The sequence below is a fragment of the Polaromonas sp. P1_F6 genome (genome assembly GCF_056405695.1).
This window is the reverse complement of the sequence record NZ_JBFUBQ010000004.1, coordinates 215,449-238,300: the sequence shown is the minus strand read 5'-3', so window position 1 is coordinate 238,300 and position 22,852 is coordinate 215,449. Positions and strand designations below refer to the sequence as shown.

The following is a 22,852-nucleotide window of genomic DNA, read 5'->3' as shown; positions in this document are numbered from 1 at the left end:
TGTAAGCTGCCTGCGTGCTCCTCGGGTATTGAAGGGGCGGGCTGTGAATGCGCTTTTTTGAGCGCCAGGAGACAGCGCGCGGGCAGACCACGCGGCTGCTGGTGCTGTTCGGCTTGACAGTGCTTGCACTGGTTGTGGCGGTCAATGCCGCGCTGGCGCTCACCTGGCGCCTGGTGGCCCCCGGCTTCAGTGGCTACCCCGGCTACTTCTTTGCGGTCAACACGGGCATGACCCTGCTGTTCGTGTTTGGCGGCTGGTGGCTGGAAACCTCTGCGCTGAAGGGCGGCGGTGAGAAGCTGGCGCGCCGTGCGGGTGCCCGGGAAGCCTGGCCAGCCAGCCGGGAGGCCGAACAAAAGCTGTGCAACATCGTGAGTGAGCTTGCCATTGCCGCCAGCATGCGGCCGCCCCAGGCCATGGTGCTCGACCGGGAAGAGGGCATCAATGCGTTTGCCACCGGCTGGAATGAGGACGACTCGGTGGTGGCGGTAACGCGCGGTGCACTGGAGTATCTGACACGCGACGAGCTGCAGGGCTTGGTGGCACATGAATTCAGCCATATACGCGAAGGCGATACGCGTCTGAACATGCGGCTGGCCGGTATGGTGTTCGGGCTTGAGATGGTCTTCAACCTCGGACGCAGCATGTGCGCGCAGAACGACAGCGGCGGGCGTTCTTTCCTTGCCTTGCCCGGCTTTGCCATCATGACCACAGGCTCGCTCGGATGGCTTGCGGGGCGTGCACTGAAGGCGGCGGTGTCGCGCCAGCGCGAGTTCCTGGCAGATGCGCGAGCCGTGCAGTTCACGCGCAGCAAGGATGGCCTGGGTGGCGTGCTGCGCAAGGTGGCGGGCCAGCAGGCGCAGGGGCTGATGCCGCGCAGCGTGCACCCGGCCGTGCAGCACATGCTGCTGGTGGGCCTTCGTGCAGATACCCACTGGTTCGCCAGCCATCCTCCATTGGCCGAGCGCATTCGCCGCATCTATGGCCGGTCAATGGAGGCGCTACCCACGCAGCGCGATGATGAAATGCCGACGCGGCCGGACGCCATTTTCTAGATTCGCCATGGCAGCAATAACTTTCCAATAAGCACATCGCCATTGGGTTGAACGGCAGGGCTCCAACTGCTGCCGAAGTACTGGATACTCCCTATAGGGTGCAGGGAGCGCGACGTTAAATTGTCAGTTGAAAAGACGGCTGCCCCAAAACGACAGGAGAACCTATGAGAACGTTACGTCTTCCAATATTCAGGAGCTTCAAGCGCCTTGCGCTGCCCTTGCTCTGCCTTGCGCTCAGCCCCATGGCGCAGGCGCAAAACGCCGGCACCAAAGAAGCGCTCTACGCCAGGGGTCTGGCGGCAACCTGCGCCAACTGTCACGGTACCAATGGCAAAGTGGTTCAGGGTTCCGCGGTCACTTCGCTTGCAGGCCTCGACAAGGGTTACATCGTTGCGCAGATGAACGCCTTCAAGGCCGGTACGCGGCCCGCCACGGTGATGCACCAGATCAGCAAGGGCTTCAACGACGCGCAGATCGAGTCGCTGGCCAGCTACTTTGCTGCACAGAAGAAGTAAGGAACAGACACCATGAATACGTCTCCTCACACTGTTTCGCTGGCGGGCTTCAAGCGCCGCTCTTTCCTGCAGTCAAGCGCTGCCCTGGGCCTGCTGGGCCTGGCCGGTTGCGCCAGCACCTCGATTCCTTCCAAGGCCAAAGTGGTTGTTATAGGCGGCGGCTACGGCGGCGCCACAGCTGCCAAATATGTGCGCCTGCTCTCGGACAACAAGATCGACGTGGTGCTGATCGAGCCGCAGGACGCGTTTATCTCCTGCCCTATCTCCAACCTCGTGCTCAGCGGCGGCAAGCAGATCGGCGACCTTACGACGTCGTATGCGGGCCTGTCGCGCAACCACGGCGTCACCGTGGTGAAGGACTACGCCAGCGCCATCGATACCGCGAAGAAAACGGTTACGCTGGCAGGCGGCGCCACCATCGCCTATGACAAGCTGGTGGTCTCGCCTGGTGTCGAACTGATGTTCGGCAGCATCGAGGGCCTGAAAGACGCCAATGCCTCCGGCCAGGTCCTGCAGGCCTGGAAGGCCGGCGCGGAAACCGTGGCGCTGCGCCGGCAGCTTGAAGCCATGCCCGACGGCGGCGTTTACGCGATCACCATTCCCGAAGCGCCATACCGTTGCCCACCCGGCCCGTACGAACGCGCCAGCGTCATTGCCGGCTACTTCAAGGCCGCCAAACCGCGCAGCAAGGTGCTCATCCTTGATGCCAATCCGGACGTGACATCCAAAGGGCCGCTCTTCAAGAAAGTGTGGGCCGAGCAGTACAAGGGCATCGTCGAATACCGGGGCCAGCACAAGGCCACGTCGGTCGATGCGAAGGCCGGCCTTATCAAATTTGATGTGCAGGACGACGTGAAAGCCAACGTGCTCAATGTGCTGCCCGCCATGCGTGCCGGCACGATTGCCGTGCAGGCAGGCCTCAACAACCAGGCCAACAACCGCTGGTGCGGCGTTAATTACCTGACGTTTGAATCCACTGCCGCAAAGGACGTGCATGTTCTCGGCGACTCCATTCAGGTCGCGCCGGCCATGCCCAAGAGCGGCCACATGGCCAACAACCATGGCAAAGTGGCGGCCGCCGCCATCGTGGCCCAGCTCTCGGGCTGGGAGGTCAACCCCGCGCCCATGCTCACCAATACCTGCTACAGCTTTGTCGACAACAAGAATGTGATCCATGTGGCCAGCGTGCATGAGTATGTGGTGGCAGAGAAAACTTTCAAGGCGGTAGCCGGCTCCGGCGGCGTCAGTGCCGGGCCTACCGAGCTTGAGGGCGTCTACGCGCTGAACTGGGCGAGCAATATCTGGGCAGACAGTCTCAGTTAGCCCCCACGGTCGTTCGCTTCGCGTAACTCCCTGCCCCCCGAGGGGGCCGCTGCGCCTGCGGTCCGGCAAAGCCGGTCCCGCGGCCCCTGCTTGCAATTCGGGGTGGCGCGGCGGGGACTTGCTACTGGTCTAATACAGGTTGCCGTCCCCTTCGGGCGGTATCCGTGAGACAAATGCAAGACAACCCGACCCAAGTCCCCCTGTGGCGCCAGCTTCAGGGCGCTGCTTCCCTTTTAATGGCCGTGCGTGATGGCCAGTCCATGACCGCCGCGCTGGAAGATGTGGATGCCGCGTTGCGGCCCGGCGTCCAGGCGCTGGGTTTTCACACGCTGCGCTGGCTGGGCCGCGCCGAGGCCTTGCGCCAGCAACTGGCGCGCCGCCCGCCGCCGCCCGAGGCAGATGCGTTGCTGTGTGTCGCCCTCGCCTTGGCCTGGAACGAAATCGATGTCAGCTGGCCGGAACAATTTTCCGGCGGGCCGCCCCCAGGAAAATTAGCCCCTTCTTCTTCTGAATGGGGCAGCGCACCGCCGAAGGCCCGCGAAGCGACAAGCGCGGGGGCCAGATACACGGCACACACGTTGGTCGACCAGACCGTTGAAGCCGCCAAGCGCGGCGACGCCACACAGCACCAGGCCAGCTTTATCAATGGGTGCCTGCGCCGGTTCTTGCGCGAACGCGAGGAGCTGGTGGCACGCACCGAGAAAAGCCCGCAGGCCGTGTGGAACCATCCCCAGTGGTGGATAGACCGGGTGCGCAAGGACCACCCCGGGGACTGGCAGGCCATACTGCAGGCCAACAATACCCAGGCACCGCTGATCTTGCGCATTAATGAGCGAAAAACGACTCAAGCCCAATACCAGCATGCGCTGGCAGCTATCAATATTGAAGCAACACCGGTCGGCAGGCAGGGAGTCATCCTCGCCCGTGCGCAGGCCGTGAGCTCGTTGCCGGGCTTTGCGGAAGGGCATTTTTCGGTTCAGGACGCCGCGGCGCAGCTGGCTGCGCCTTTGCTTCTGGATGGTTTGAAAGCCGAGGGCGGTGAAGCCGGGAGGCTGAAAGTGCTGGATGCCTGTGCTGCACCGGGCGGCAAAACCGCTCACCTGCTTGAACTGGCCGATTGCGACGTGACAGCGCTGGACATTGATGCGCGCCGCTGCGAGCGCGTGAAGCAGAATCTGCACCGCCTGGGTCTGCAGGCTGACATCCGTGTCGGCGATGCCGGCCAGCCTGATTCCTGGTGGGATGGGCAGGCATTCGACGCGATCCTGCTGGATGCACCCTGTACGGCTTCGGGCATCGTGCGGCGCCACCCGGATGTACGCTGGCTGCGCCGGCCCACGGACATCACCCAATTGGCCGACATCCAGGCGCATTTGCTTAAAACGCTCTGGCTTTTGCTCAAGCCCGGCGGGCGCCTGCTGTATTGCACCTGTTCAGTTTTTCGCGCGGAAGGCGACAACCAGATACAAACGTTTCTTACGCACCACACCGACGCCTTATTAAAGCCTTCGCCGGGGCATTTGCTCCCCCAAAGTGGCGTCGGAGCGACGGTCTTCCCGGACAATTTGATGCGTGAACACGACGGTTTCTATTACGCCCTCCTTGAAAAACGCAGCCGCTGACAGCTGGCGGCGTGCGGTGGGCATCATGGGGCGTTTTCTGCCAGGGCTGTGCCTTTGCATCGCGATGGCCGCACCGGGACCGGCGTTGGCCACCGAGATCACGCAGCTGCGCGTGGAGCGCGGTGACGATGGTGTTCACCTGTCCGCGCAGGTCCGGTTTGAGCTTCCGGCGGTCGTGGAAGACGCCCTGCTCAAGGGGATCCCGATGTTTTTTGTGGTCGAAGCCGACATTTACCGCGACCGCTGGTACTGGACGGACCCGCGCGTGGCCAGTGCGGCCCGCACCGTTCGCCTGGCATACCAGCCATTGACCCGCCGCTGGCGCGTCAACATTGCTTCGGGCCTCATCACCAGTTCGGCGGGCCTGCGCGCCACACTGAACCAGAATTACGAGACCCTTCCCGAGGCCCTGTCTGCCATCCAGCGCGTGGCGCGCTGGAAAATCGCCGATGCGGCCGAGGTCGACCCCGACGCCGCCCACAAGCTTGATTTCAGTTTCAGGCTCGACCTGACGCAGCTGCCGCGCCCCTTCCAGATCGGGGTAGCCGGGCAAAAAGACTGGAATATCTCCGCGCAGGTCAGGGAGCGGCTGAAACTGGAGCCCGCCACGCCTGTGGTCTCCAGCGCCGAGGGCGTCAAGTGAACCTGCAGGTCAGCGGCGGCTCCCTCAAGAGCAGCAAGGCTTTTCGCTGGACGGTCGGTGTCGGGGTGGGGGCCATCGCGGCGCTCGGCCTGGTGCTGATGTTCCTGCTGACGCAGGCCACCGGCAATCGCGAGCTGTACGAGCGCAATTACGCACTGCTCTTTGTGCTCAACGTGGCCGTTGCCGGCTTGCTGCTGCTGGTCATCGGATGGATTGTGGCGCGCCTTGCACTGCGGCTGTACCGCGGCCGCTTCGGCAGCCGGCTGCTGGTCAAGCTGGCCGCCATCTTTGCGCTGGTCGGCCTCATGCCGGGGCTGATGATTTATGTGGTGTCCTACCAGTTTGTGTCGCGGTCGATTGAAAGCTGGTTTGACGTGGAAGTGGAGGGGGCGCTGGCGGCCGGGTTGAACCTGGGCCGGGCCACGCTGGACACCCTGGCCGCCGACCTTGGCAACAAGACACGACAGGCCGCCACCCAAATTTCCGAGACGCCGGACGCCATGGCTGGCCTCGCACTTGAACGCCTGCGCGACCAGCTCCAGGCCAGCGATGTGGTGCTCTGGAGCCCCTCGGGCCAGGTGATCGCCAGCGCAGGTGAGTCGCGATTTCTGCTGAAACCCGAACGCCCTTCGGTGCAGCAACTGCGCGCAGCACGCACACAGCGCGTCGTCACGCAGATTGAAGGCCTCGATGAGGTGGTGTCTGCCGGCAACGGCGAGCTGGCCGCAGGTGGGGCTGCCGGTACCGCGCCGGGGGCCGTTGCGCGGGTCAAGGCGATTGCCGTGGTGAACAACCCCAATGTGAACGTGCTGGGCGACGCGCGGTTTTTGCAGGTGACCCAGCTGCTGCCTGAGGGCCTGGTGGCCAATGCTGTCGCCGTCCAGGAAGCTAACCGCGAATACCAGGAGCGCGCGCTGGCACGCGGAGGCCTGCGCAAGATGTATATAGGCACACTCACGCTCAGCTTGTTCCTGGCCGTATTCGGTGCGGTACTGCTGGCCGTGGTGCTGGGCAACCAGCTGGCCAAGCCGCTGCTGGTGCTGGCGGAGGGCGTGCGCCAAGTGGCCCAGGGCGACTTGACACCCAAGGCCGCCCTGCAGGGCAAGGACGAGCTGGGCGGGCTCACGCGTTCTTTTGCCGACATGACACAGCAGCTGGCCGATGCCCGCTCGGCAGTGCAGCAAAGCATGAGCCAGGTTGATGCCGCGCGCGCCAACCTGCAGACCATTCTGGACAACCTCACCGCCGGCGTGATCGTGCTGGATGTGCATGGCCGCATCCAGTCCAGCAACCCTGGGGCTACCCGCATCCTGCGTGCGCCGCTGGCGGCATACCACGGAAAATCGCTGGGCGAAGTGCCAGGCCTGGGCCTGTTTGCCAAAGATGTGCTGGCCCAGTTCACCGATTACCTCAGCGATGGTGCGCCGCACGGGCTTGAGCATTGGCAGCAGTCTTTTGAGCTCAACGCGGCCGTGCCCGGTGCGCCCGACAACGCCATCACGCTGATCGCCCGTGGCGCCAAGATGCCGGGCACCGAAGAGTTTTTGCTGGTGTTTGACGATGTTTCCGAAATGGTGTCGGCCCAACGCGCGCAGGCCTGGGGCGAGGTGGCGCGCCGCCTGGCCCACGAGATCAAGAATCCGCTCACGCCGATCCAGCTGTCGGCTGAGCGCCTCGAAATGAAACTCACCGGCAAGGTCGGCGAACCCGAGCAGCTGTTGCTCACCAAATCCGTCAAAACCATCGTCGACCAGGTCGACGCGATGAAGCGGCTTGTGAATGAATTCCGCGACTACGCCCGCCTGCCGGCAGCCGAACTCAAGTCTGTTGACCTCAATGCATTGATCAACGATGTGATGCAGCTCTACCTCAGTGACGATCACAGCGAACTGCGCAGCGGCAGTGCCGCGGTTCCGGTCGTTACAGAGCTGGACCCCAAGGCCCCGAAAATCCAGGGCGACGATCAGCAGCTGCGCCAGGTCATCCACAACCTGCTGCAGAACGCCCAGGATGCGCAGGAAGGCAAGGAGGACGGACGGGTTACGCTCAAGACCGAATACTCTGAAACGTCCAGGCGTGTGCGTCTGACGGTGCGCGACAACGGAACGGGCTTCCCCGAACATATCCTTAAACGCGCGTTCGAGCCCTACGTCACGACCAAGGTAAAGGGCACGGGTCTGGGGCTCGCGGTCGTCAAAAAAATTGCAGATGAACACGGAGCCCGTATCGATATTTCAAATCGCGTAGCAGACGGTTTGGTGCAAGGGGCACAAGTGTCGTTATCATTTGCAGTTGTGGCTTAACAACACATTCAGTAACACTTCGATATCCGCACGGCATTCGCAATAACAGGCAGGCAGCAATTCAATCATGGCAAATATTCTGGTGGTCGACGACGAGCTGGGCATACGCGACCTTCTCTCAGAAATTCTTAATGACGAAGGGCATCAGGTCGAGCTCGCCGAGAACGCCGCTCAGGCCCGCGCCGCCCGCGGACGTTCCAGGCCCGACCTCGTGCTACTGGACATCTGGATGCCCGACACTGACGGCGTGACGCTGCTCAAGGAGTGGTCTTCCAGTGGCTTGCTGACCATGCCCGTCATCATGATGAGCGGCCACGCCACGATCGATACGGCAGTCGAGGCTACCAAGATCGGTGCCATGGCGTTTCTTGAGAAACCCATCACCCTGCAAAAACTCCTGAAGGCCGTGGAGCAGGGCCTCACCAAGGCAGCTCCCCGCAAACCCGCCGTAATGAACAGCAGCCCCGCGGCACACGCAGCCGACCTCACGGTAGAAGCCGTGATGACCGGCGGGACCTTGCCGACACCCGTCGACCTGGGTCCTCAGGCCACACAAAGCTTTTTGCTTGAAAAGCCCCTGCGCGATGCACGTGACGAATTTGAAAAAGCCTACTTCGAATTTCATTTGGCCAAGGAAGGCGGCTCCATGACCCGTGTGGCGGAGAAAACCGGCCTTGAGCGTACCCACCTCTACCGAAAGCTCAAGCAACTCGGCGTGGATCTGACCCGCGGCAAACGCGGCGTCTGACTCGCCGGCCCCCAGCGGGCCGGGCCTCCCTTTCTGGTGATATATAATCTGAGGCTCAGGCCCGGTAGCTCAGTCGGTAGAGCAGAGGATTGAAAATCCTTGTGTCGGTGGTTCGATTCCGCCCCAGGCCACCATATTCCATGCGCCCCAGCGCCCTTTTAGGGTTCTGGGGCGTTTCTACAATTCTTGTAGGTTTTCTACAATCCCATGACTTCCAGGTTGTTCGGTGTTAGCTTGGAAAGCTTCAAAGCAACCTTCGACCTGGAAAGGTCGCGCATAGGATCAGTGGATGGTTTACGGGCGTTGGCAATACTGATGGTATTCAACGTCCATTTTTTTGGCTTCTATTCCGCCCAAAACTACTTCCTGGCCAACGACAGTCTGCTGAGCAGGGTGATTGGCATCCTTCGCGCAGGGCATTTGGGTGTTGATCTGTTTTTTGTGATCAGCGGATATTTAATCTATCTGAGCATTCGCGGTAAGCGCCAAGGGTTTTCATTCTTTAAAAAACGCGCACTTCGGTTGCTTCCTGTTCATGTCCTTGTTTGCCTCTACGTTGCAACCGGTACCACAGGAATCAGCATTGGAATTGTGGCGTTGAATGCCAGTTTTCTTGCCCCCCTATTTGGAGTACCACTACTTAACGATGTAACGTGGTCATTAACATGGGAATGGCTTTTTTACCTGTTCATTTTTGCAGCGGCGGCACTGAACTTTAAAAACGAGATTTGGTTGATTGTCACGGTAGCTCTACTTGCAGCCAGTTTCCCATATCTGGCACGTGAAGTCATTGGCTGGCCAGTGTTTTTCCAACCGGAGCGATTCATTGGATTTTTGTTTGGTGTCGCCCTGGTCTTGTTTCAAAGGTTTAAGGAGTCAATTGTCCAGTCGGCTGTCTGGCAGGCTGCAGTAGGCACGTCATTTTTGGGCATTTTGATTTTGCAAATAATTTGGTCTCTTTGGAGCGGACGAATTGTGACTTATCCTTTTCAAGCAGGTTTTTACATAATTGCGGGTATTTTTTTTACCGTCATTTTGCAAGCTTGCTTACAGGAAGGAAGTAAAGTGCAGCGGTTTTTTGCTCATACATTGTTGCGCTTCATTGGGAAAATCAGCTACTCTTTTTACATCATTCACGCGATAGTAATCGGCACTTTTCTTAACCGCTTTTCGCCCGCTGATTCAATCGGCATGGTGTTTTTTTATTACGCCGTGGTTCTATGCGCCGTCATAATTTTGGCTAGTGGACTGTATTACCTGCTTGAAAAACCATACTTCAATAGAGCCGTTGAAGGCTGAGTTTCGATTTTGGCGATGATGACAAGCCTGCTGGCGTCCGGTTTCACCCGCGTTCCCGTTCGGGCTTTCAACGGAACTCAACAGCCTTCGAGTGGCCCGTCGCTCATGTCCAGCCTCCATCGATGACCAGGTCCTGCGCCGTCATCATTTCACTGTCATCGGAAGCCAGGAACATTGCTGCCTTCGCAATATGTTCAGGCATCAAATCCCCCGGCAGGCATTGCGCACGGGCCAGGTCTGCCTTGGACTCGGGTGTGACCCACAGCCGCAACTGTTTTTCCGTCATGGTCCAACCCGGCACCAGGGTGTTCACCCGAATGCGGAAGGGCCCGAAGTCTCGCGCCAGGCTCCTGGTGAGCCCTTGCACGGCCGCCTTGCAGGTGGTGTAAACCGGCATGCCGCCTTGCTTGAGCATCCAGCTGACCGAGCCGAAGTTGACGATGGAGCCACCGCCCAGCGCTTTCATGTCCGGCGCGACTTCCTGTGCCGCGAAGAACTGGTGCTTCAGGTTCACGGCGACACCCGCGTCCCAGGATTGCGGTGTCGTGTCCTCGATCAGGTGTCGCTCGTCGTTGGCCGCGTTGTTCAGCAACACCCGGATCGGCCCGATCTGGGAGCGAAGCACTTTGATCGCCTGGCGCATTTCGTCAGTGTCGGTGACGTCGCTGCGCATGAAATGCACGCGCTTGCCGAGCTCCTTCGCCACACTTGCCTGAAGGGCGAGTGCGTTGTCCACGTCGATGTCGATGAACCCGACCTTCGCATCTTGCGCTGCGAACTGCCGCACCAAGGTGGCACCGATGCCGGTCGACCCCCCGGTGATGAGGACGGACCGGTCTTTCAGGCTGGGATAGCGAGTTTGCATGTTCATGTGAATCGTCTCCTAAATTGCGATGTGCAGCGGCGGGGGGCACGCGCGATGCTAGGCTCGACTCGGGCCCGGCACCAATTCAATTTCCGGTGCGAGCGATAGCAATCCGCGCATCGTGCGCTCATGGATGCACACCTCAGGGGACGGGGTCAGTCCCCCACCCAACGCAGCTCGGAGGCGCGCAGATGGGCGAGCATGGCAGCCTGTGCGGCTATCGGATCGCGTGCATCCAGAGCGCTGAGAATAGCTTCATGTTCCTTCAGCGCAGCCTTCCAGGTGCGTGGGTTCTCGTATTTCGAAGACAGCTTGGCCGAGATCGGGCTGTGCCGTTCATCGAACAACTCGGCGATGATGCGGGCCATAACCGAATTACCACTCATCTGCGTGAGCGTCATGTGAAAGCGTCGATCAAGATCCAGCGGGGCGCGGTTGCGATCCGTTTCAGCCCTCATTCTCGTGACGATCGTCCTAAGCTGCTTGAGCTGCTCAGGGGTGCCGCGCGCGCAGGCAAGGATCACCACCGCGCTCTCCAGGGCGGAGCGCGTCTGCATCAGTTCCCTTGGGCTCTCGCCGAGTGCGGGTGTGGCCTTCCCGGAAGTGCGTTTAGGTTGAGGGCAGACGTAGACACCCGAGCCGCCACGGATCTCGACACTGCTCTGGACGTCCAGGGCAATCAATGCCTCGCGCAGCGAAGGGCGGGACACGCCCAGGAGCAATGCCAGCTCGCGCTCGGCCGGCAGACGGTCGCCGACCTGGAACGATCCTTTGGCGATCAATTCCCTGATCTGATCGGCGATCTGCTGATACAGGCGGCGGGGTTCGGCAGGCTTGGTAACTCTCATGACGGGGAAGGTGTAACGAAAGGATCATACCGTCGGGCGGTGCCCCTGCGTGGCCATGGCCGGTAAGTTGTGGTGGAAAAACCTTGTCTGGTCAGACCAAAATTGGTACATTCAAAAAATTGGCATGACCAAATTTATCAACCTTCAACGCTTCGATCTCGCTTCGATCCGGCTCGTGGTGCTTTGCGCCGAGTCCGGTTCATTGTCGGAAGCTGCGCGTCGCTGCCACTTGTCCCTGTCGGGCGCCAGCCACCGGCTGAAAGCTTTCGAGGACGCGGTCGGGGAGCCCGTCTTCCAGCGCCACCGCCGGGGACTGCGCATCACCATCCGTGGGCGCCACGTGGTGTACTGCGGCATGCAGCTTCTGGACTGGGTCGACCGCCTGGCCGGGCCGGCCTTGTTTGATGGCGAGATGCCGGAACGAATTTTGAACGGAGTATCAGAGGCTGCGAAAGTACCGCTTCCGCTGCTGGGAGTCTCCCCAGGTTTTCCGAGATTCGAAAGCTCGCTGCCGAGAGTGGTCAGTCCAAATTAGCAAATATATCGTTACCGGCCTGACCCCTGCACAAGGCCAATCATGCTGACGTGATCCGTGAAGGAACGCGGATTCCGGTTCCTCGCCCACGATGGAAAGTACGTCCTCGTTTCCATCGTCCGCGACAGTATTACTCTCTCCGATCCTGAGTTCCACAAGCGCGAAGCCACGTTACTTGGCGGCCGCAACGCGACGGTCGAGGATTTCCGGACTGTCATGTCGCCCCGCTCCTGGAGCTCGCCGTCCGTGTTGGCGTCGCAGGCAGGCTGACCCGCCTGCGGCGCCTTGGGCCCTGAGGGGCGATGCAGCCTTCGAAGCGGCGCAAGTCAAGGGAAAGCCCTGATGCGGTCCGTTATGGCCAGACCAAAAATGAATTGGTTAAGTTTTGGCCTGGCCAAATGCTTCGCGCAATCCTGCGCCGTTGTCAGCTCGCCGGCTTCAGAGACCGGCTTACTCTAAACAGGAGACAAGCATGCAAACGAGACGAGATATTCTGGCCGCGGGCGCGGCCGCAACACTGGCCGGCCTGGGCGCGCCGGCGCTGGCGCAGACCTACGAGCCGGCCTGCTTCAAGCCGTTCTCCGGCAACACCAAGACCATTCAGTATCCGGCCAAGAAGGGGCCGTACCGTATCGCGCTGGCCAATGGTTATGCTGGCAACAGCTGGCGCATCCAGATGATCAAGTCGCTGAAGGCTTATGCAGCAACGCCGGAGATGAAGCAACACATCAAGGAGCTGAAGGTCGTGTCCACCGGCACGGACGTGGCTGCTCAACTTGGTGCCATCGACAACTTCATCAATGCGGGTTTCGACGCCATCCTCACGATCGCGGTGTCGCCCACCTCGTTCAAGCCGGTGATCAAGCGCGCCAAGGAGGCCGGTGTCGTGCTGATCCCGTTCGACAATGTGCTCGACACCGACGAGGTGATTCAGGTGAACGAAGACCAGCTGGAGATGGGCCGCCTGATGGGCCGCTGGCTGGAGAAAAATGGCGTGACCAGCGGCAAGGTGCTGGAGATCCGCGGCCTGCCGGGCAACTCGGTGGACCGCGACCGCCACCTGGGTTTCCGCGAGATCATGGACAAGCACAAGCAGGTCCAGATCATCGAAGTGGTGGGCAACTGGGACGACGGCACTTCGCAGAAGGTAGCGGCCGACGCGATTGCCGTGCATGGCCGCTTCAACGGCATCTACACGCAGGCTGGATCCAACGGCACCATTCGTGCGCTGATCGAGGCCAAGCACCCGTTCGTGCCGATCGGTGCGGAAGGGGAAAATGGCTTTCGCAAGATGGTCTATCAGCACCATAAGGACGGCCTCAAAGGCGCTTCGGCCGCGCAGTCGCCTGGCCTGGTCTCCGTGGCCCTGAAGGCGGCCATCGCCGCACTGCAAGGCCAAAAGCTGCCGCAGTACATCTCGGTGCCCATTCCCTACGTGGAATACCAGAACATGGCACCCGGCAAGAACTTCTACCCGGATTTGCCCGACACCTTCTACGTGGCCAACGAGTTTCCGCCTTGCAACATCAACCTGACGGCGCCGGACATCATGAAGCAGAGCGAGGGAAATACCTGAGATCAGCCTTGGAGTTTTAACGCCGGGCTGTGTGGCCGCGCCCGGCTTTTTCCTGTTTGGAGGCTTTTCTTTTCGTGACCCAGAAACTCTTGCTCGAACTCCAGGGCATCACCAAGCACTACGGCGGCGTATGTGCGCTTGACAGCGCGGACTTTGCTTGTACGGCAGGTGAAATCCACGCTGTTCTGGGCGAGAACGGTGCCGGCAAGTCGACCTTGATCAAGATCATCGCCGGCGTCGTTCAGCCCGACGCGGGTCGCATCCTGCTGGACGGCAAGGAACTGCGGCTGGACTCTCCGAACGCCGCGCGCGAGCGCGGCATCGTCTGCGTGTTCCAGGAACTGTCGCTGGTCCCGGACTTGTCCGTGTGCGACAACATTTTCCTGTCCAGGCCCCCGATGAAGTACGGCCTGATCGACGCCAGGACTCAGCAAGAGCGAGCTACCGAGCTACTCTCCTTGCTGGGTTGCGGCGACATCCATCCCATGGACCGCGTGCGCGACCTGCCGCTATCCCGCCGGCAGGTCGTCGAAATTGCCAAGGCGCTAGGTGCGCAGCCGCGCCTGCTCATCCTGGACGAGGCGACCTCCGCCCTCAGCAGCGAAGACGTGGAACGCCTGTACCGCCTGCTCTTCAGTCTGCGAGACCAGGGCGTCGCAGCGCTGTTCATCTCGCACCGCATGCACGAGGTCAAGGCGCTCGCTGGTACCTGTTCGGTCTTTCGCAGTGGTCGCCGCGTCGACACGTTTGCCAACGGCACGCGGACCGACGCTGAAGTGGTGCAACTCATGATCGGTCGTGACGTCGCCAAGTCGTACCCGCCCAAGACCGGTCCGGCCACGGATGCACACCCGGCTGTCACGGTCAAGTCCTTGAGCTGGGAGCCCAGCCTCCGGGACATTTCGCTGGAGATTCTGCGAGGCGAGATCGTCGGCCTGGGAGGGCTGGACGGACAGGGGCAGCGCGAATTGCTGCTGGCGCTTTTCGGCGTGCTTAAGGGTGTGCACGGCGAAATCGAGGTTTTTGGTCAACCGGTCGCCAATCTGGCGCCACACATATGCAAGCAACCCGGGCTGGGGATTGCCCTCATCCCGGAGGATCGCAAGACCGAAGGGTTGGTCTTGCCCATGAGTATCCGTGAGAATGCGAGCCTTGCCCGGCTGGAGGCGCTCACGCGCTACGGCTTGCTGAGCCCGGGGGGCGAGCAGGCGGCCGTGGCGCAGATGGTGGACAAGTTGCGCATCAAGATCGGTTCCGTGGAAGACCCGGTGCAGACCTTGTCCGGCGGCAACCAGCAGAAGGTGGTGATCGCCAAGTGGCTGATGACCCAGCCGCGCGTGCTCCTGCTGAACGATCCCACACGCGGCATCGATGTGGCCACCAAGCAGGAAATCTATGTCCTGTTGCGCCAGCTTGCTTCCCAGGGCGTGGCCATCCTGCTCTACTCCACCGACTACGAAGAACTGATCGGCCTGGCGGACCGCATCCTGATCATGTACGAAGGACGCATCGCGCGCACGCTTGTCGGGGAGGAGATCACCGAGCAGGCGATTGTGGCCTCATCCCTCAACGTATCCCTCGCTTCAACCGAACCGGAGGCCGTCACATGAACAGGGAAGAATGGCTGCGAGGGCTGCGCCGCAACAGTGGTCCGCTGAGTGCGCTGGTGGTGTTCATCCTGATGTTTTCGCTGTACCTGCTGGAGCATCCGCGCTCGATATCGGTCGGCATCGTCACCACGGCCTCGAACAAGGCGGCGCTGCTGGCCATCGTTGCGATGGCCCAGACCCTGCCTGTCATCACGCGCGGCCTGGACCTCTCCGTGGGGATGGTGATGGTGCTCACCAGTTGCCTGGCCTCCGTCGTGGTGAACGGTGCGCCTTGGCAAGTGGCACTCGGGGTGGTGCTGGTATTGGCCTCCGGGGCGGCGGCCGGTGCCCTGAATGGTGCAATCGTCGTATTCGGGCGCCTGCAGCCGATCATCGTCACGCTCGCCACGGGCGCAGTGTTCTTCGGCCTGGCCTTGCTGCTGCGTCCTGCGCCGGGCGGGGAGGTCAGCGAGGGCTTGTCAGACGCGCTGACCGGTCGTCTCTTCGGCACGATTCCCACAACGCTGGTGTTGCTGGCCGTGGTCATCGTGCTGGGCTGGATGCCCTTCAGGCGCACGGTCATCGGCCGCGCCTGTTATGCCGTGGGGTCGTCCGAGCAGGCGGCTTATCTTTCGGGCGTTCCGTCGCAGCGGGCCAAATTCATCGCGTACACCGCCGCGGGACTGCTTTCAGGGCTTGCCGGGTTGCTGCTGTCGCTGATCTCCCTGTCGGGCGAGGCCAGCTCGCCGCAGGCGGGCCTGTACACCCTCAATTCCATCGCGGCGGTCGTGATCGGCGGAACCTCGCTCTATGGGGGCGCAGGGGGCATGGTGGGATCGGTGTTGGGTGCCTTCGTGTTGCGCACCATTGGCGACCTGCTGTTCGTGTTCAATGCGCCTGCGCTTTGGCAGCCGCTGTTCGAAGGACTCATCCTTCTGGCTGCTGTGTGCGTCGGCGCGCTCCACGTGCTTCGCCTGCGAAACCGCCTGGACCTGTTCTGATGACCAGCCTCTCCGTTGACACTCCGCGCTCCTCCGCCACCAGCAAGCGTGTGTTCCAGCGACTGCTGTTGAATCCGCCGGCCATGGTGGCCCTGTGTTCGCTGGCCCTTCTGCTGGCCGCCAGCGTCGTCAACAGCAACTTCCTGATGCCGGGCTACCTGCTGCTGCAACTGCAGATCGCCGCCTTCCTTGGCATCACAGCCGCCGGGCTCATGGCCGTCATCCTGTTGGGCCACATTGACCTGTCGGTGCCCTGGACCATCACCACCGGGGCAATGATGGCCGCCGCCGCGGGCGCCACCTATGGCGCCGGCTGGGCGATCCCCGCAGGCATCGCCTGCGGCGCGTTGATCGGCCTGGTCAATGGGTTGGGGGTTGCGATCCTGCGCATCCCTTCGATGATTTTCACGCTGGGCGCGAACGCCGTGCTGCAGGGCTTGATGGTCCTTTACTCAGGCGGGCATGCACCGGTGCACGGCGCTACCGAGCTGATGCGTGCATTGGGCGTCGGCAGGACGTTTGGCGTGCCCAATGCCGTGTGGACCTGGGTGGCCGTCTCATTGCTGTTCTACCTGGTGCTGACGCGCACTGCCATCGGCCGCTACGTGTACATCATCGGCAACACCGAGCGCGCCGCCTACCTGTCCGGCGTGCGCACCGGCAAAGTCATCGTGCTGTGCTTCGTGGCCTGCGGGGCTCTGGCAGCGCTCGCCGGCATACTGCTCGCCGGCTACTCGGCCAACGCCTACCAGGCCATGGGTGATCCCTACGTACTGCCCGCGATCGCCGCGGTCGTGCTGGGCGGCACCAACATCCTGGGCGGCCGCGGCAGCTACCTGGGCACCGTTGCAGGCGTAGTGTTCATCGTGCTGCTGCAAAGCGTGCTTGCGGTGCTGCAGATGCCCGAGGCGGGCCGCCAGATCATTTACGGCGCGCTGATCCTGTGCATGCTGCTGCTGTATGGCCGTTCGGCCAGGGTGAGGTGATCTTGGCTGACCGCTATGGCATCCGGGGCGATTTCCTGCTGCACGATGTGCGTTTTCGCGGACTGGTTCCGCCGAACGGGTTTGTAGAAAAGCTCTTCACCGGCACGCGTTGGGCGGAGGGCCCCGTGTATTTTCCGGCCGGCGACTTCCTGCTGTTCAGCGACATCCCCAACAACCGCGTCCTGCGGTGGGTGCCTGACGGCGCAGGCGAGGGCAACGTAGTAGAGTTTCGCAGGCCCTCCAACTTCGCCAACGGCCATACGCGTGATGGCGAAGGCCGCCTGATCAGCTGCGAGCATGGCACGCGCTGCGTCAGCCGCACCGAGCTCGATGGCAGGCGCATCGTGATCGCAAGCGCCTTTGAAGGCAAGCGGCTGAACTCGCCGAATGACGCCGTTGTCGCGCCCGATGGCGCCGTGTGGTTCTCCGACCCGACCTACGGGATCCTGTCCGATTACGAGGGTTATGCGGCCGAGCCCGAGTACGGTGGCCGCTACGTGTTCCGGGTCGACGCCGGGAGCGGGCGAATGGAAGCTGCCGCCACGGACTTCGTGCAGCCCAATGGATTGGCGTTTTCTCCGGACGGCACCCTGCTGTATGTGGCGGATTCCGGGGCATCGCATGATCCGCAGGGGCCACGACACATTCGGGTGTTTGACGTGGCAGCCGGCGGCCGGCTGCGAGGCGGCGAAGTCTTCGCCACCGTGGATGCGGGCATACCGGACGGCCTTCGCGTGGACCTGCGCGGCAATGTGTGGACCAGCGCCGGAGACGGCGTGCATTGCTTCTCGCCGCAGGGCGAACTGCTTGGCCGGATCCTCGTTCCCGAGCCGGTGGCCAATGTAGAGTTCGGCGGGCCGCGAGGTAACCGCCTTTTCATCACGGCCACGACGTCGCTGTACGCCTGCTACCTGGCGACGTCTGGTGTCTGGGCACACAGCCTGGTGTAGCTCACGACTCGCGGCGACTCTGAGAATGATGAGCCGCAGCTGGGCCCGCCGCTGTGGCTTGCAGCGGGCCCCGACTGTCAGTGTCAATACTTGCGGTTCGGGAATTCCTTGGCAGCCACTTCGGCCGGGAACACGCCCTCGATCGACTTGATCCAGCGTGGCAGCGTTTGCCCCGAGGCGGCTTTGGCTGCCGCTTCCATCAGCTGGGGACCAAGCAGAGGGTTGCACTCCACGCTGACATTCATCTTGCCGGCGATCATCGCCTCGAAGGCGCCCTTGACCGCATCCACGCCGATTACCAGGATATCCTTGCCCGGCTTCAGGCCCGCTTCCTCGATGGCCTGAATCGCGCCGATGGCCATGTCGTCGTTGTGCGCGTACAGCACGTTGACCTTCTTGCCTTCAGCCTTGAGGAAGGCCTCCATGACTTCCTTGCCCTTGGCGCGGGTGAAGTCGGCGGTCTGCGAGCGGATGATCTTGTAGCGCGGATTGGCTTTGAGCCCTTCCTCGAAGCCTTTCTTCCGTTCGATCGCGGGATCGGAGCCCACGGTGCCCTGCAGTTCGACGATGTTCACGTCGCCCGTGGTGTTCTTGGTGTTATCAAGCAACCACTGGGCGGCGCGCCGGCCTTCCTCGACGAAGTCCGAACCCACGAAGGTGGTCCAGGTGGAGGGATCCTTCACCACCACACTGCGGCTTTCCAGAATGACGGGGATCTTGGCGGACTTGGCCTCCCGCAGCACGGTATCCCAGCCCGTCGTGACGAGCGGCGCGAGGATGATGACGTCCACCTTCTGGGCGATGAAGGACCGGATTGCCTTGATCTGGTTCTCCTGCTTCTGCTGTGCGTCAGAGAACTTCAGTTCATAGCCGGCCGCGCTGGCAGCGGCCTTGACGGAGTCCGTATTGGCTGTGCGCCACTCGCTTTCGGCGCCGGTCTGCGCGAAGCCGATCACCAGCTTCTTGCCTTTCGCCTGGCTCCAGGCCGGTGTCGCCCAAGCGTATGCCAGGCCGGCGGCCGCCATGATGGCGGCAAAGCTGCGTCGTTTCATCGGGTTCATCTTGTGTCTCCTGTCTTCGTATCTGTTCGATCGGGTGCAGCACTCTTGCCTTACTGACCGCCCGGTGCTGTGGCGGGCGGCTGAACTCAGCCGGGATACCAGACCATGCGAGGGTCGTCGGGCGCTCGTTGGTACGTCCACGCGGACTCGACCATCCGGGCCATGTCGAACTGGGGGCGCCAGCCCAGCAGGAACTTCGCCTTGGTGTTGTCCAGCCACGTGGAGTGGTAGGGTGTGCGGACTGGCACGAGCGGCAGGCCCCGCGTGCGTGCCAGGTATGTGCCAAGCTCGCCATAGTCGAGTGGCTCGTCCATGCACACGTTCATCAGTTGCTGCCGGGCGCGTGGTGCGTCCAGGGCCAGCAAGATGGCATCCACAAGATCGCATACATGGACGAAGTTGCGCTTCACCGGTTGCCCATCCGGATCAAGCATCACCGGGACGGCGCCGCTGCGTACATGGTCGCGCGCTTCGCTCTGTGTCACCAGGTCCCGCCAGCGCGGGCCTCCGAACACGTCGTCGCCGAAGGACAAGGTGAAGCGGAAATCGTCTTTCTCCATGATCCAGGGTGCACGCAGGCAGCAGCCGTTCAGGTCATACTGGGCCTGGTACTGCTGGAGCATTACTTCTTCCAGTACTTTGGACAGGGCATAGCATCCAGGGTAGGCGGTATGCGGCTGGCTTTCTACCACCGGTACGGGGTGCGCGTAGTGGAAATGCCCGACAGCGGCGTCGCCGCCGACCAGCACGAATTGCCGGAAGGTGGTGCTTGTCCGGCAGCCCTCGAGCAACCAGAACATGCCCTTGACGGCGACATCCATCACCTCGTCCGGCGTTTCCTTGCTTGTGGCCAGGTGCAGCACGTGTGTCACGCCTTCGAGCGCGCGCTGCACGTCCGCGCGATCCTGAATGGAGCCCCGCACGCACTCCAGGCGTTCGCGGGGCTGCAACACACGGTTGTGGCAGAGCGCCCGCACGCGGAAGCGCTCGAGACTGGCGTCCTCCAGTACTCGCTGGATGAACGCGCGGCCCACCTTGCCGGTGGCACCCGTGACGAGAAGGAGTCCGGAAGAAGGTGGTTGCATTCGGGCCCTCTGAATGGCGCGGATGATAGCAAGCCGGCCCTGCTTTGGCGATCATGTTTTGGGCTTGATCCATACACGAATTCGTATGGGTTGCAACCTATATCGATCCGGAGTTGTCCTCCTGGCTGTGCGCTTCAGAGGAGAAAAGACTTCGCTGCAAACGACATGGCGAAGCCAGCAGGAAAGAAAGTGGACTTGGCCTCGGGCGCGAGCCTTCACCGATTAGAGAGGGTGGCGGCTCTCTACGACGCCGGCGCCGTCCCTGTTTCTCGCCGGGTCACTGCGTTCGGGCGCTTGCACCGAGTGAAAACCACTTGCCGGGGAGGTGCCGGTTATTTCCGATCCATCGTTGCTTCTCTGTGGGCTTCGCGGGTCTGCGGTGTTGGTTGGTCAGGCCAATATTGACACATATGTAATATTGGTCTTACCCTGATCCGCGATCCTGCCGGAGACGTGTCACCGTCCAATGGCGTCTCGATCAGCGTCAACACTGTGTCAGCCATCACTGACTTACCGTATGACAGGGTTCGTTCCGGAACACCCATCAACCCGACAAGGAGGGGACCATGAAGGAGACAGTAAGCAAAGGCCTGAGGCACTGTGCGGTAGCAGCGGCGGCGCTGGCATGACGTGGCTCGCAACGGCGCGCGGGGGGCGTGGTGCCGTCGATCAGGCGCTGCAGGCTGCGATCGAATCCGCCGAACGCAACGCCTCGCCCGGCAAACGGCCCATCGTCGAGACACATATTCATTTCTGGCAGATGACGCGGCCCGGCGGTGTGCCATGGCCCACAGCGGCGGAAGGGCCGATCTTCCGCGACGTGCTGCCGCCGGAGTACAGCGCATTCGCCAGGTCCCAGGGCGTGGTGGCGGCCGGGATCGTGGAAGCGAGCGGCATTGTTCAGGACAACCAGTGGGTCCTCGACCTCACCAAGAACGATCCGTTTTACGCGTTCTTCGTCGGGAATCTCGAGATTGGCGCGCCGAACTTTTCCGCTGACCTCGCGCGTTTCGCAGCTGACCCGCGCTTTGTGGGAATCCGCGGCTATCTCACCGGCCCGGCTGAGGGCATCACGCTCAGCGCGGCACAGCTTACCAGCCTGCGCGACCTGGCAGCGCGCGGTATGACGCTCGACATCATCAGCCGGGGGACCAGGAACCCGAAGAGCCAGGTGCAGGCGCTTTGTACCGCGGTGCCCAATCTGCGCGTCATCATCGACCATTTGGGCGGCGCAACCGGGCCGGCGGTGGACCCCGCCTGGGCGTCCGACGTTCGTCACCTCGCCAGCGACTGCCCGAATCTGTACATGAAGTTTTCGTCGTTCTATGACATGTACGCTCCCGGCGACGTGGTTTTTCCGTCTCCCACCGACCTCGCTTCGTACAAGCCGCACTTCGACGTGCTGATGTCCGCGTTCGGCAAGGACCGCCTGATCTGGGGCAGCAACTGGCCGGTAATCACCCTGCACGGGACTTTCGAAGCCCAGATCGCTGTCGCCGAGGCGTATCTGGCCCCGTTCGGTGCCGGCGTGCGCGACAAAGTGATGTTCAAGAACGCCCTCGCGTTCTATCGCCGGCACAAGGCGTAGCGGACCAGAGAAACTGCCGGCTCAGCTCCGACGGCTTTCCCGCCACGAAGCCGGCGTTGCTCCCAGTTCCCGTTTGAACACTGTATTGAGGTACTGGACGGAACGAAAGCCGCTCGCCCGCGCGATGTCATCGATGCCCATTTGCGTGTTGCTGAGCAACTGAAAGCAACGCTGCAACTTGTACAGCAGGATTTCGTCGTGGACGGAGCGCTTCAACTCGCGGCGAAAGTACATCTCCAGCGATGAGCGCGAAAGCCCCACCGTTTCGGCAACCTGCTCCGTCTTGATGCCCTGGCAGGCGTATTGACGGATGTAATGGAGAGCACGCATCACGGTTGCGCTGTGTTCGACGTCGCGCGCGGTGGACGCGCGCGAATGCACGCCAGCCGGGGGCACGACCACACGCACGTCGTTCACCGGCGAGCCGCTCAGGGCTTGGTGCAACAGGTGCGCCGCGCGATGGCCCATTTCGTGGGTTCCCTGGCTGACCGAGCTGAGCTGGATTCTCGTCAGGTGCTGGCCCAGTGTGTCGTTATCGATCCCGATGATGGCGACTTCGTCGGGAACTGCGATTGCGCCGACGATGCAAGCCTGCAGCACCTGCCGTGCGCGCGCGTCTGTGACGGCGACTATGCCAACGGGCTTGGGCAGGCTTTGCAGCCAGGAGAGCAGTTTCCTTGTCGCGCTGCCCCATGTGGGCGCGCTGGTTGCCAGGCCCCGGTGGATCTCACCAGCCAACCCATCGCGGGCAAGGCGGGCAGTGAACGCTTTTTCGCGCTCCTGGGCCCAACGGTTGAGTGGCGATTCCGGCAGGCTGTAGCAGGCAAAACGAGAAAGCCCGGACTCCACCAGGTGGGTCAGCGCATGCGCGACCAGTTCGCGGTTGTCCGTCGCAACATACGGCACATCGACGGGGTAGCACGCTGGATCCTCGTAGGAGCCCCCGACGGCGACGACAGGTACGCGTACTCCTGTGAGGGCATGCGCCACGGCCGGATCGTCGTAGTCCGCGATGATCCCGTCGCCGTCCCAGTCGTGGATGCCGTCAAGCCGAAAGCGGAAATCCTCTTCAAGGAAGAGATCCCAGGCGACGCGCGTGTGGTTCACATAGTCGCCGATGCCCGTGATGATCTCACGGTCGTACACCTTGCTCGCATGGAAGAGCAATGCCACGCGCAGCACGGTGGGGCCACTTTGACGTAATGACGATTTCATGGTCGGGTCGGTTGACCATGAGGATACCGGCATATCGGACAGATTGCT

Annotated in this window: 20 protein-coding genes, 1 tRNA gene and 1 pseudogene; 17 read left to right on the top strand and 5 right to left on the bottom strand. The window is 62.0% G+C overall.

Annotated elements, in window-relative coordinates:
- Positions 1-47: 47 nt before the first annotated feature.
- The 9 genes from AC1DY9_RS14405 to AC1DY9_RS14365 all read left to right on the top strand — a co-directional run bounded on the left by AC1DY9_RS14405 (position 48) and on the right by AC1DY9_RS14365 (position 9,505).
- Entirely contained in the window at positions 48-1,052 is a 1,005-nt protein-coding gene (locus tag AC1DY9_RS14405; protein ID WP_457282631.1) for a M48 family metalloprotease, read from the top strand.
- Between the two features lie 164 nt (positions 1,053-1,216).
- Positions 1,217-1,567 (top strand): c-type cytochrome, encoded by a 351-nt coding sequence (locus AC1DY9_RS14400; RefSeq protein ID WP_477666888.1) that lies wholly within the window; start codon positions 1,217-1,219, stop codon positions 1,565-1,567.
- Positions 1,568-1,579: 12 nt separating this feature from the next.
- Positions 1,580-2,890, top strand: a complete 1,311-nt coding sequence (locus AC1DY9_RS14395) for an FCSD flavin-binding domain-containing protein (protein WP_477666887.1) — start codon at positions 1,580-1,582, stop codon at positions 2,888-2,890.
- 173 nt (positions 2,891-3,063) lie between these two features.
- A complete protein-coding gene (gene rsmB, locus AC1DY9_RS14390) occupies positions 3,064-4,512 on the top strand; it encodes a 16S rRNA (cytosine(967)-C(5))-methyltransferase RsmB (protein ID WP_477666886.1) in 1,449 nt (482 codons plus the stop codon).
- Positions 4,493-5,155, top strand: coding sequence for a DUF4390 domain-containing protein (locus tag AC1DY9_RS14385; protein WP_457282634.1), 663 nt, complete (start codon positions 4,493-4,495; stop codon positions 5,153-5,155). Before rsmB ends, AC1DY9_RS14385 begins: the two co-directional genes overlap by 20 nt.
- Entirely contained in the window at positions 5,152-7,458 is a 2,307-nt protein-coding gene (locus tag AC1DY9_RS14380) for an ATP-binding protein (RefSeq protein WP_477666885.1), read from the top strand. Before AC1DY9_RS14385 ends, AC1DY9_RS14380 begins: the two co-directional genes overlap by 4 nt.
- A gap of 67 nt (positions 7,459-7,525) precedes the next feature.
- Positions 7,526-8,206, top strand: coding sequence for a response regulator (locus AC1DY9_RS14375; protein ID WP_457282636.1), 681 nt, complete (start codon positions 7,526-7,528; stop codon positions 8,204-8,206).
- A 58-nt stretch (positions 8,207-8,264) separates the two neighbouring features.
- A tRNA-Phe gene (locus tag AC1DY9_RS14370) sits at positions 8,265-8,340 on the top strand.
- A 73-nt stretch (positions 8,341-8,413) separates the two neighbouring features.
- Positions 8,414-9,505, top strand: a complete 1,092-nt coding sequence (locus AC1DY9_RS14365; protein ID WP_477666884.1) for an acyltransferase family protein — start codon at positions 8,414-8,416, stop codon at positions 9,503-9,505.
- A 103-nt stretch (positions 9,506-9,608) separates the two neighbouring features.
- On the opposite strand, the gene AC1DY9_RS14360 is transcribed toward AC1DY9_RS14365, so the two are convergent.
- Positions 9,609-10,376: an SDR family NAD(P)-dependent oxidoreductase gene (locus AC1DY9_RS14360; RefSeq protein ID WP_457282637.1), complete on the bottom strand. Its 768-nt coding sequence runs from the start codon at positions 10,374-10,376 to the stop codon at positions 9,609-9,611.
- 149 nt (positions 10,377-10,525) lie between these two features.
- The gene (locus AC1DY9_RS14355) at positions 10,526-11,218 is read right to left on the bottom strand and encodes a FadR/GntR family transcriptional regulator (RefSeq protein ID WP_457282638.1); all 693 of its coding nucleotides are present in this window, start codon (positions 11,216-11,218) and stop codon (positions 10,526-10,528) included.
- A 124-nt stretch (positions 11,219-11,342) separates the two neighbouring features.
- Between AC1DY9_RS14355 and AC1DY9_RS14350 the strand changes: the two genes are divergently transcribed.
- From AC1DY9_RS14350 to AC1DY9_RS14320, 7 genes and pseudogenes are all read left to right on the top strand, one after another.
- Positions 11,343-11,753, top strand: a complete 411-nt coding sequence (locus tag AC1DY9_RS14350) for a helix-turn-helix domain-containing protein (RefSeq protein WP_477666883.1) — start codon at positions 11,343-11,345, stop codon at positions 11,751-11,753.
- 66 nt (positions 11,754-11,819) lie between these two features.
- Positions 11,820-11,972 (top strand): annotated as a pseudogene (locus tag AC1DY9_RS14345) (dehydrogenase); the annotation flags it as partial.
- A 253-nt stretch (positions 11,973-12,225) separates the two neighbouring features.
- The gene (locus AC1DY9_RS14340) at positions 12,226-13,329 is read left to right on the top strand and encodes a sugar ABC transporter substrate-binding protein (RefSeq protein WP_457282640.1); all 1,104 of its coding nucleotides are present in this window, start codon (positions 12,226-12,228) and stop codon (positions 13,327-13,329) included.
- A 74-nt stretch (positions 13,330-13,403) separates the two neighbouring features.
- On the top strand, positions 13,404-14,939 hold the full coding sequence (locus AC1DY9_RS14335; RefSeq protein WP_477666882.1) for a sugar ABC transporter ATP-binding protein: 1,536 nt from the start codon (positions 13,404-13,406) through the stop codon (positions 14,937-14,939).
- Positions 14,936-15,919 (top strand): ABC transporter permease, encoded by a 984-nt coding sequence (locus AC1DY9_RS14330; RefSeq protein WP_457282642.1) that lies wholly within the window; start codon positions 14,936-14,938, stop codon positions 15,917-15,919. Before AC1DY9_RS14335 ends, AC1DY9_RS14330 begins: the two co-directional genes overlap by 4 nt.
- Complete coding sequence (locus tag AC1DY9_RS14325; protein WP_457282643.1) at positions 15,919-16,905, top strand: ABC transporter permease; 987 nt, start codon at positions 15,919-15,921, stop codon at positions 16,903-16,905. Before AC1DY9_RS14330 ends, AC1DY9_RS14325 begins: the two co-directional genes overlap by 1 nt.
- Before the next feature lie 2 nt (positions 16,906-16,907).
- Positions 16,908-17,855, top strand: a complete 948-nt coding sequence (locus tag AC1DY9_RS14320; RefSeq protein ID WP_477666881.1) for an SMP-30/gluconolactonase/LRE family protein — start codon at positions 16,908-16,910, stop codon at positions 17,853-17,855.
- 83 nt (positions 17,856-17,938) lie between these two features.
- On the opposite strand, the gene AC1DY9_RS14315 is transcribed toward AC1DY9_RS14320, so the two are convergent.
- Both AC1DY9_RS14315 and AC1DY9_RS14310 read right to left on the bottom strand, forming a co-directional pair.
- Positions 17,939-18,916 carry an ABC transporter substrate-binding protein gene (locus AC1DY9_RS14315; RefSeq protein ID WP_457282645.1) on the bottom strand — a complete coding sequence of 326 codons (978 nt, stop codon included), beginning with the start codon at positions 18,914-18,916 and terminating at the stop codon, positions 17,939-17,941.
- An 86-nt stretch (positions 18,917-19,002) separates the two neighbouring features.
- Positions 19,003-20,001 carry an NAD-dependent epimerase/dehydratase family protein gene (locus AC1DY9_RS14310; protein ID WP_457282646.1) on the bottom strand — a complete coding sequence of 333 codons (999 nt, stop codon included), beginning with the start codon at positions 19,999-20,001 and terminating at the stop codon, positions 19,003-19,005.
- Between the two features lie 625 nt (positions 20,002-20,626).
- Here AC1DY9_RS14310 and AC1DY9_RS14305 point away from each other — a divergent pair.
- Complete coding sequence (locus tag AC1DY9_RS14305; RefSeq protein ID WP_477666880.1) at positions 20,627-21,589, top strand: amidohydrolase family protein; 963 nt, start codon at positions 20,627-20,629, stop codon at positions 21,587-21,589.
- A gap of 21 nt (positions 21,590-21,610) precedes the next feature.
- Here the strand turns inward: AC1DY9_RS14305 and AC1DY9_RS14300 are convergent, their stop codons facing one another.
- Entirely contained in the window at positions 21,611-22,804 is a 1,194-nt protein-coding gene (locus AC1DY9_RS14300; protein WP_457282648.1) for a XylR family transcriptional regulator, read from the bottom strand.
- Between the last annotated feature and the right edge of the window lie 48 nt (positions 22,805-22,852).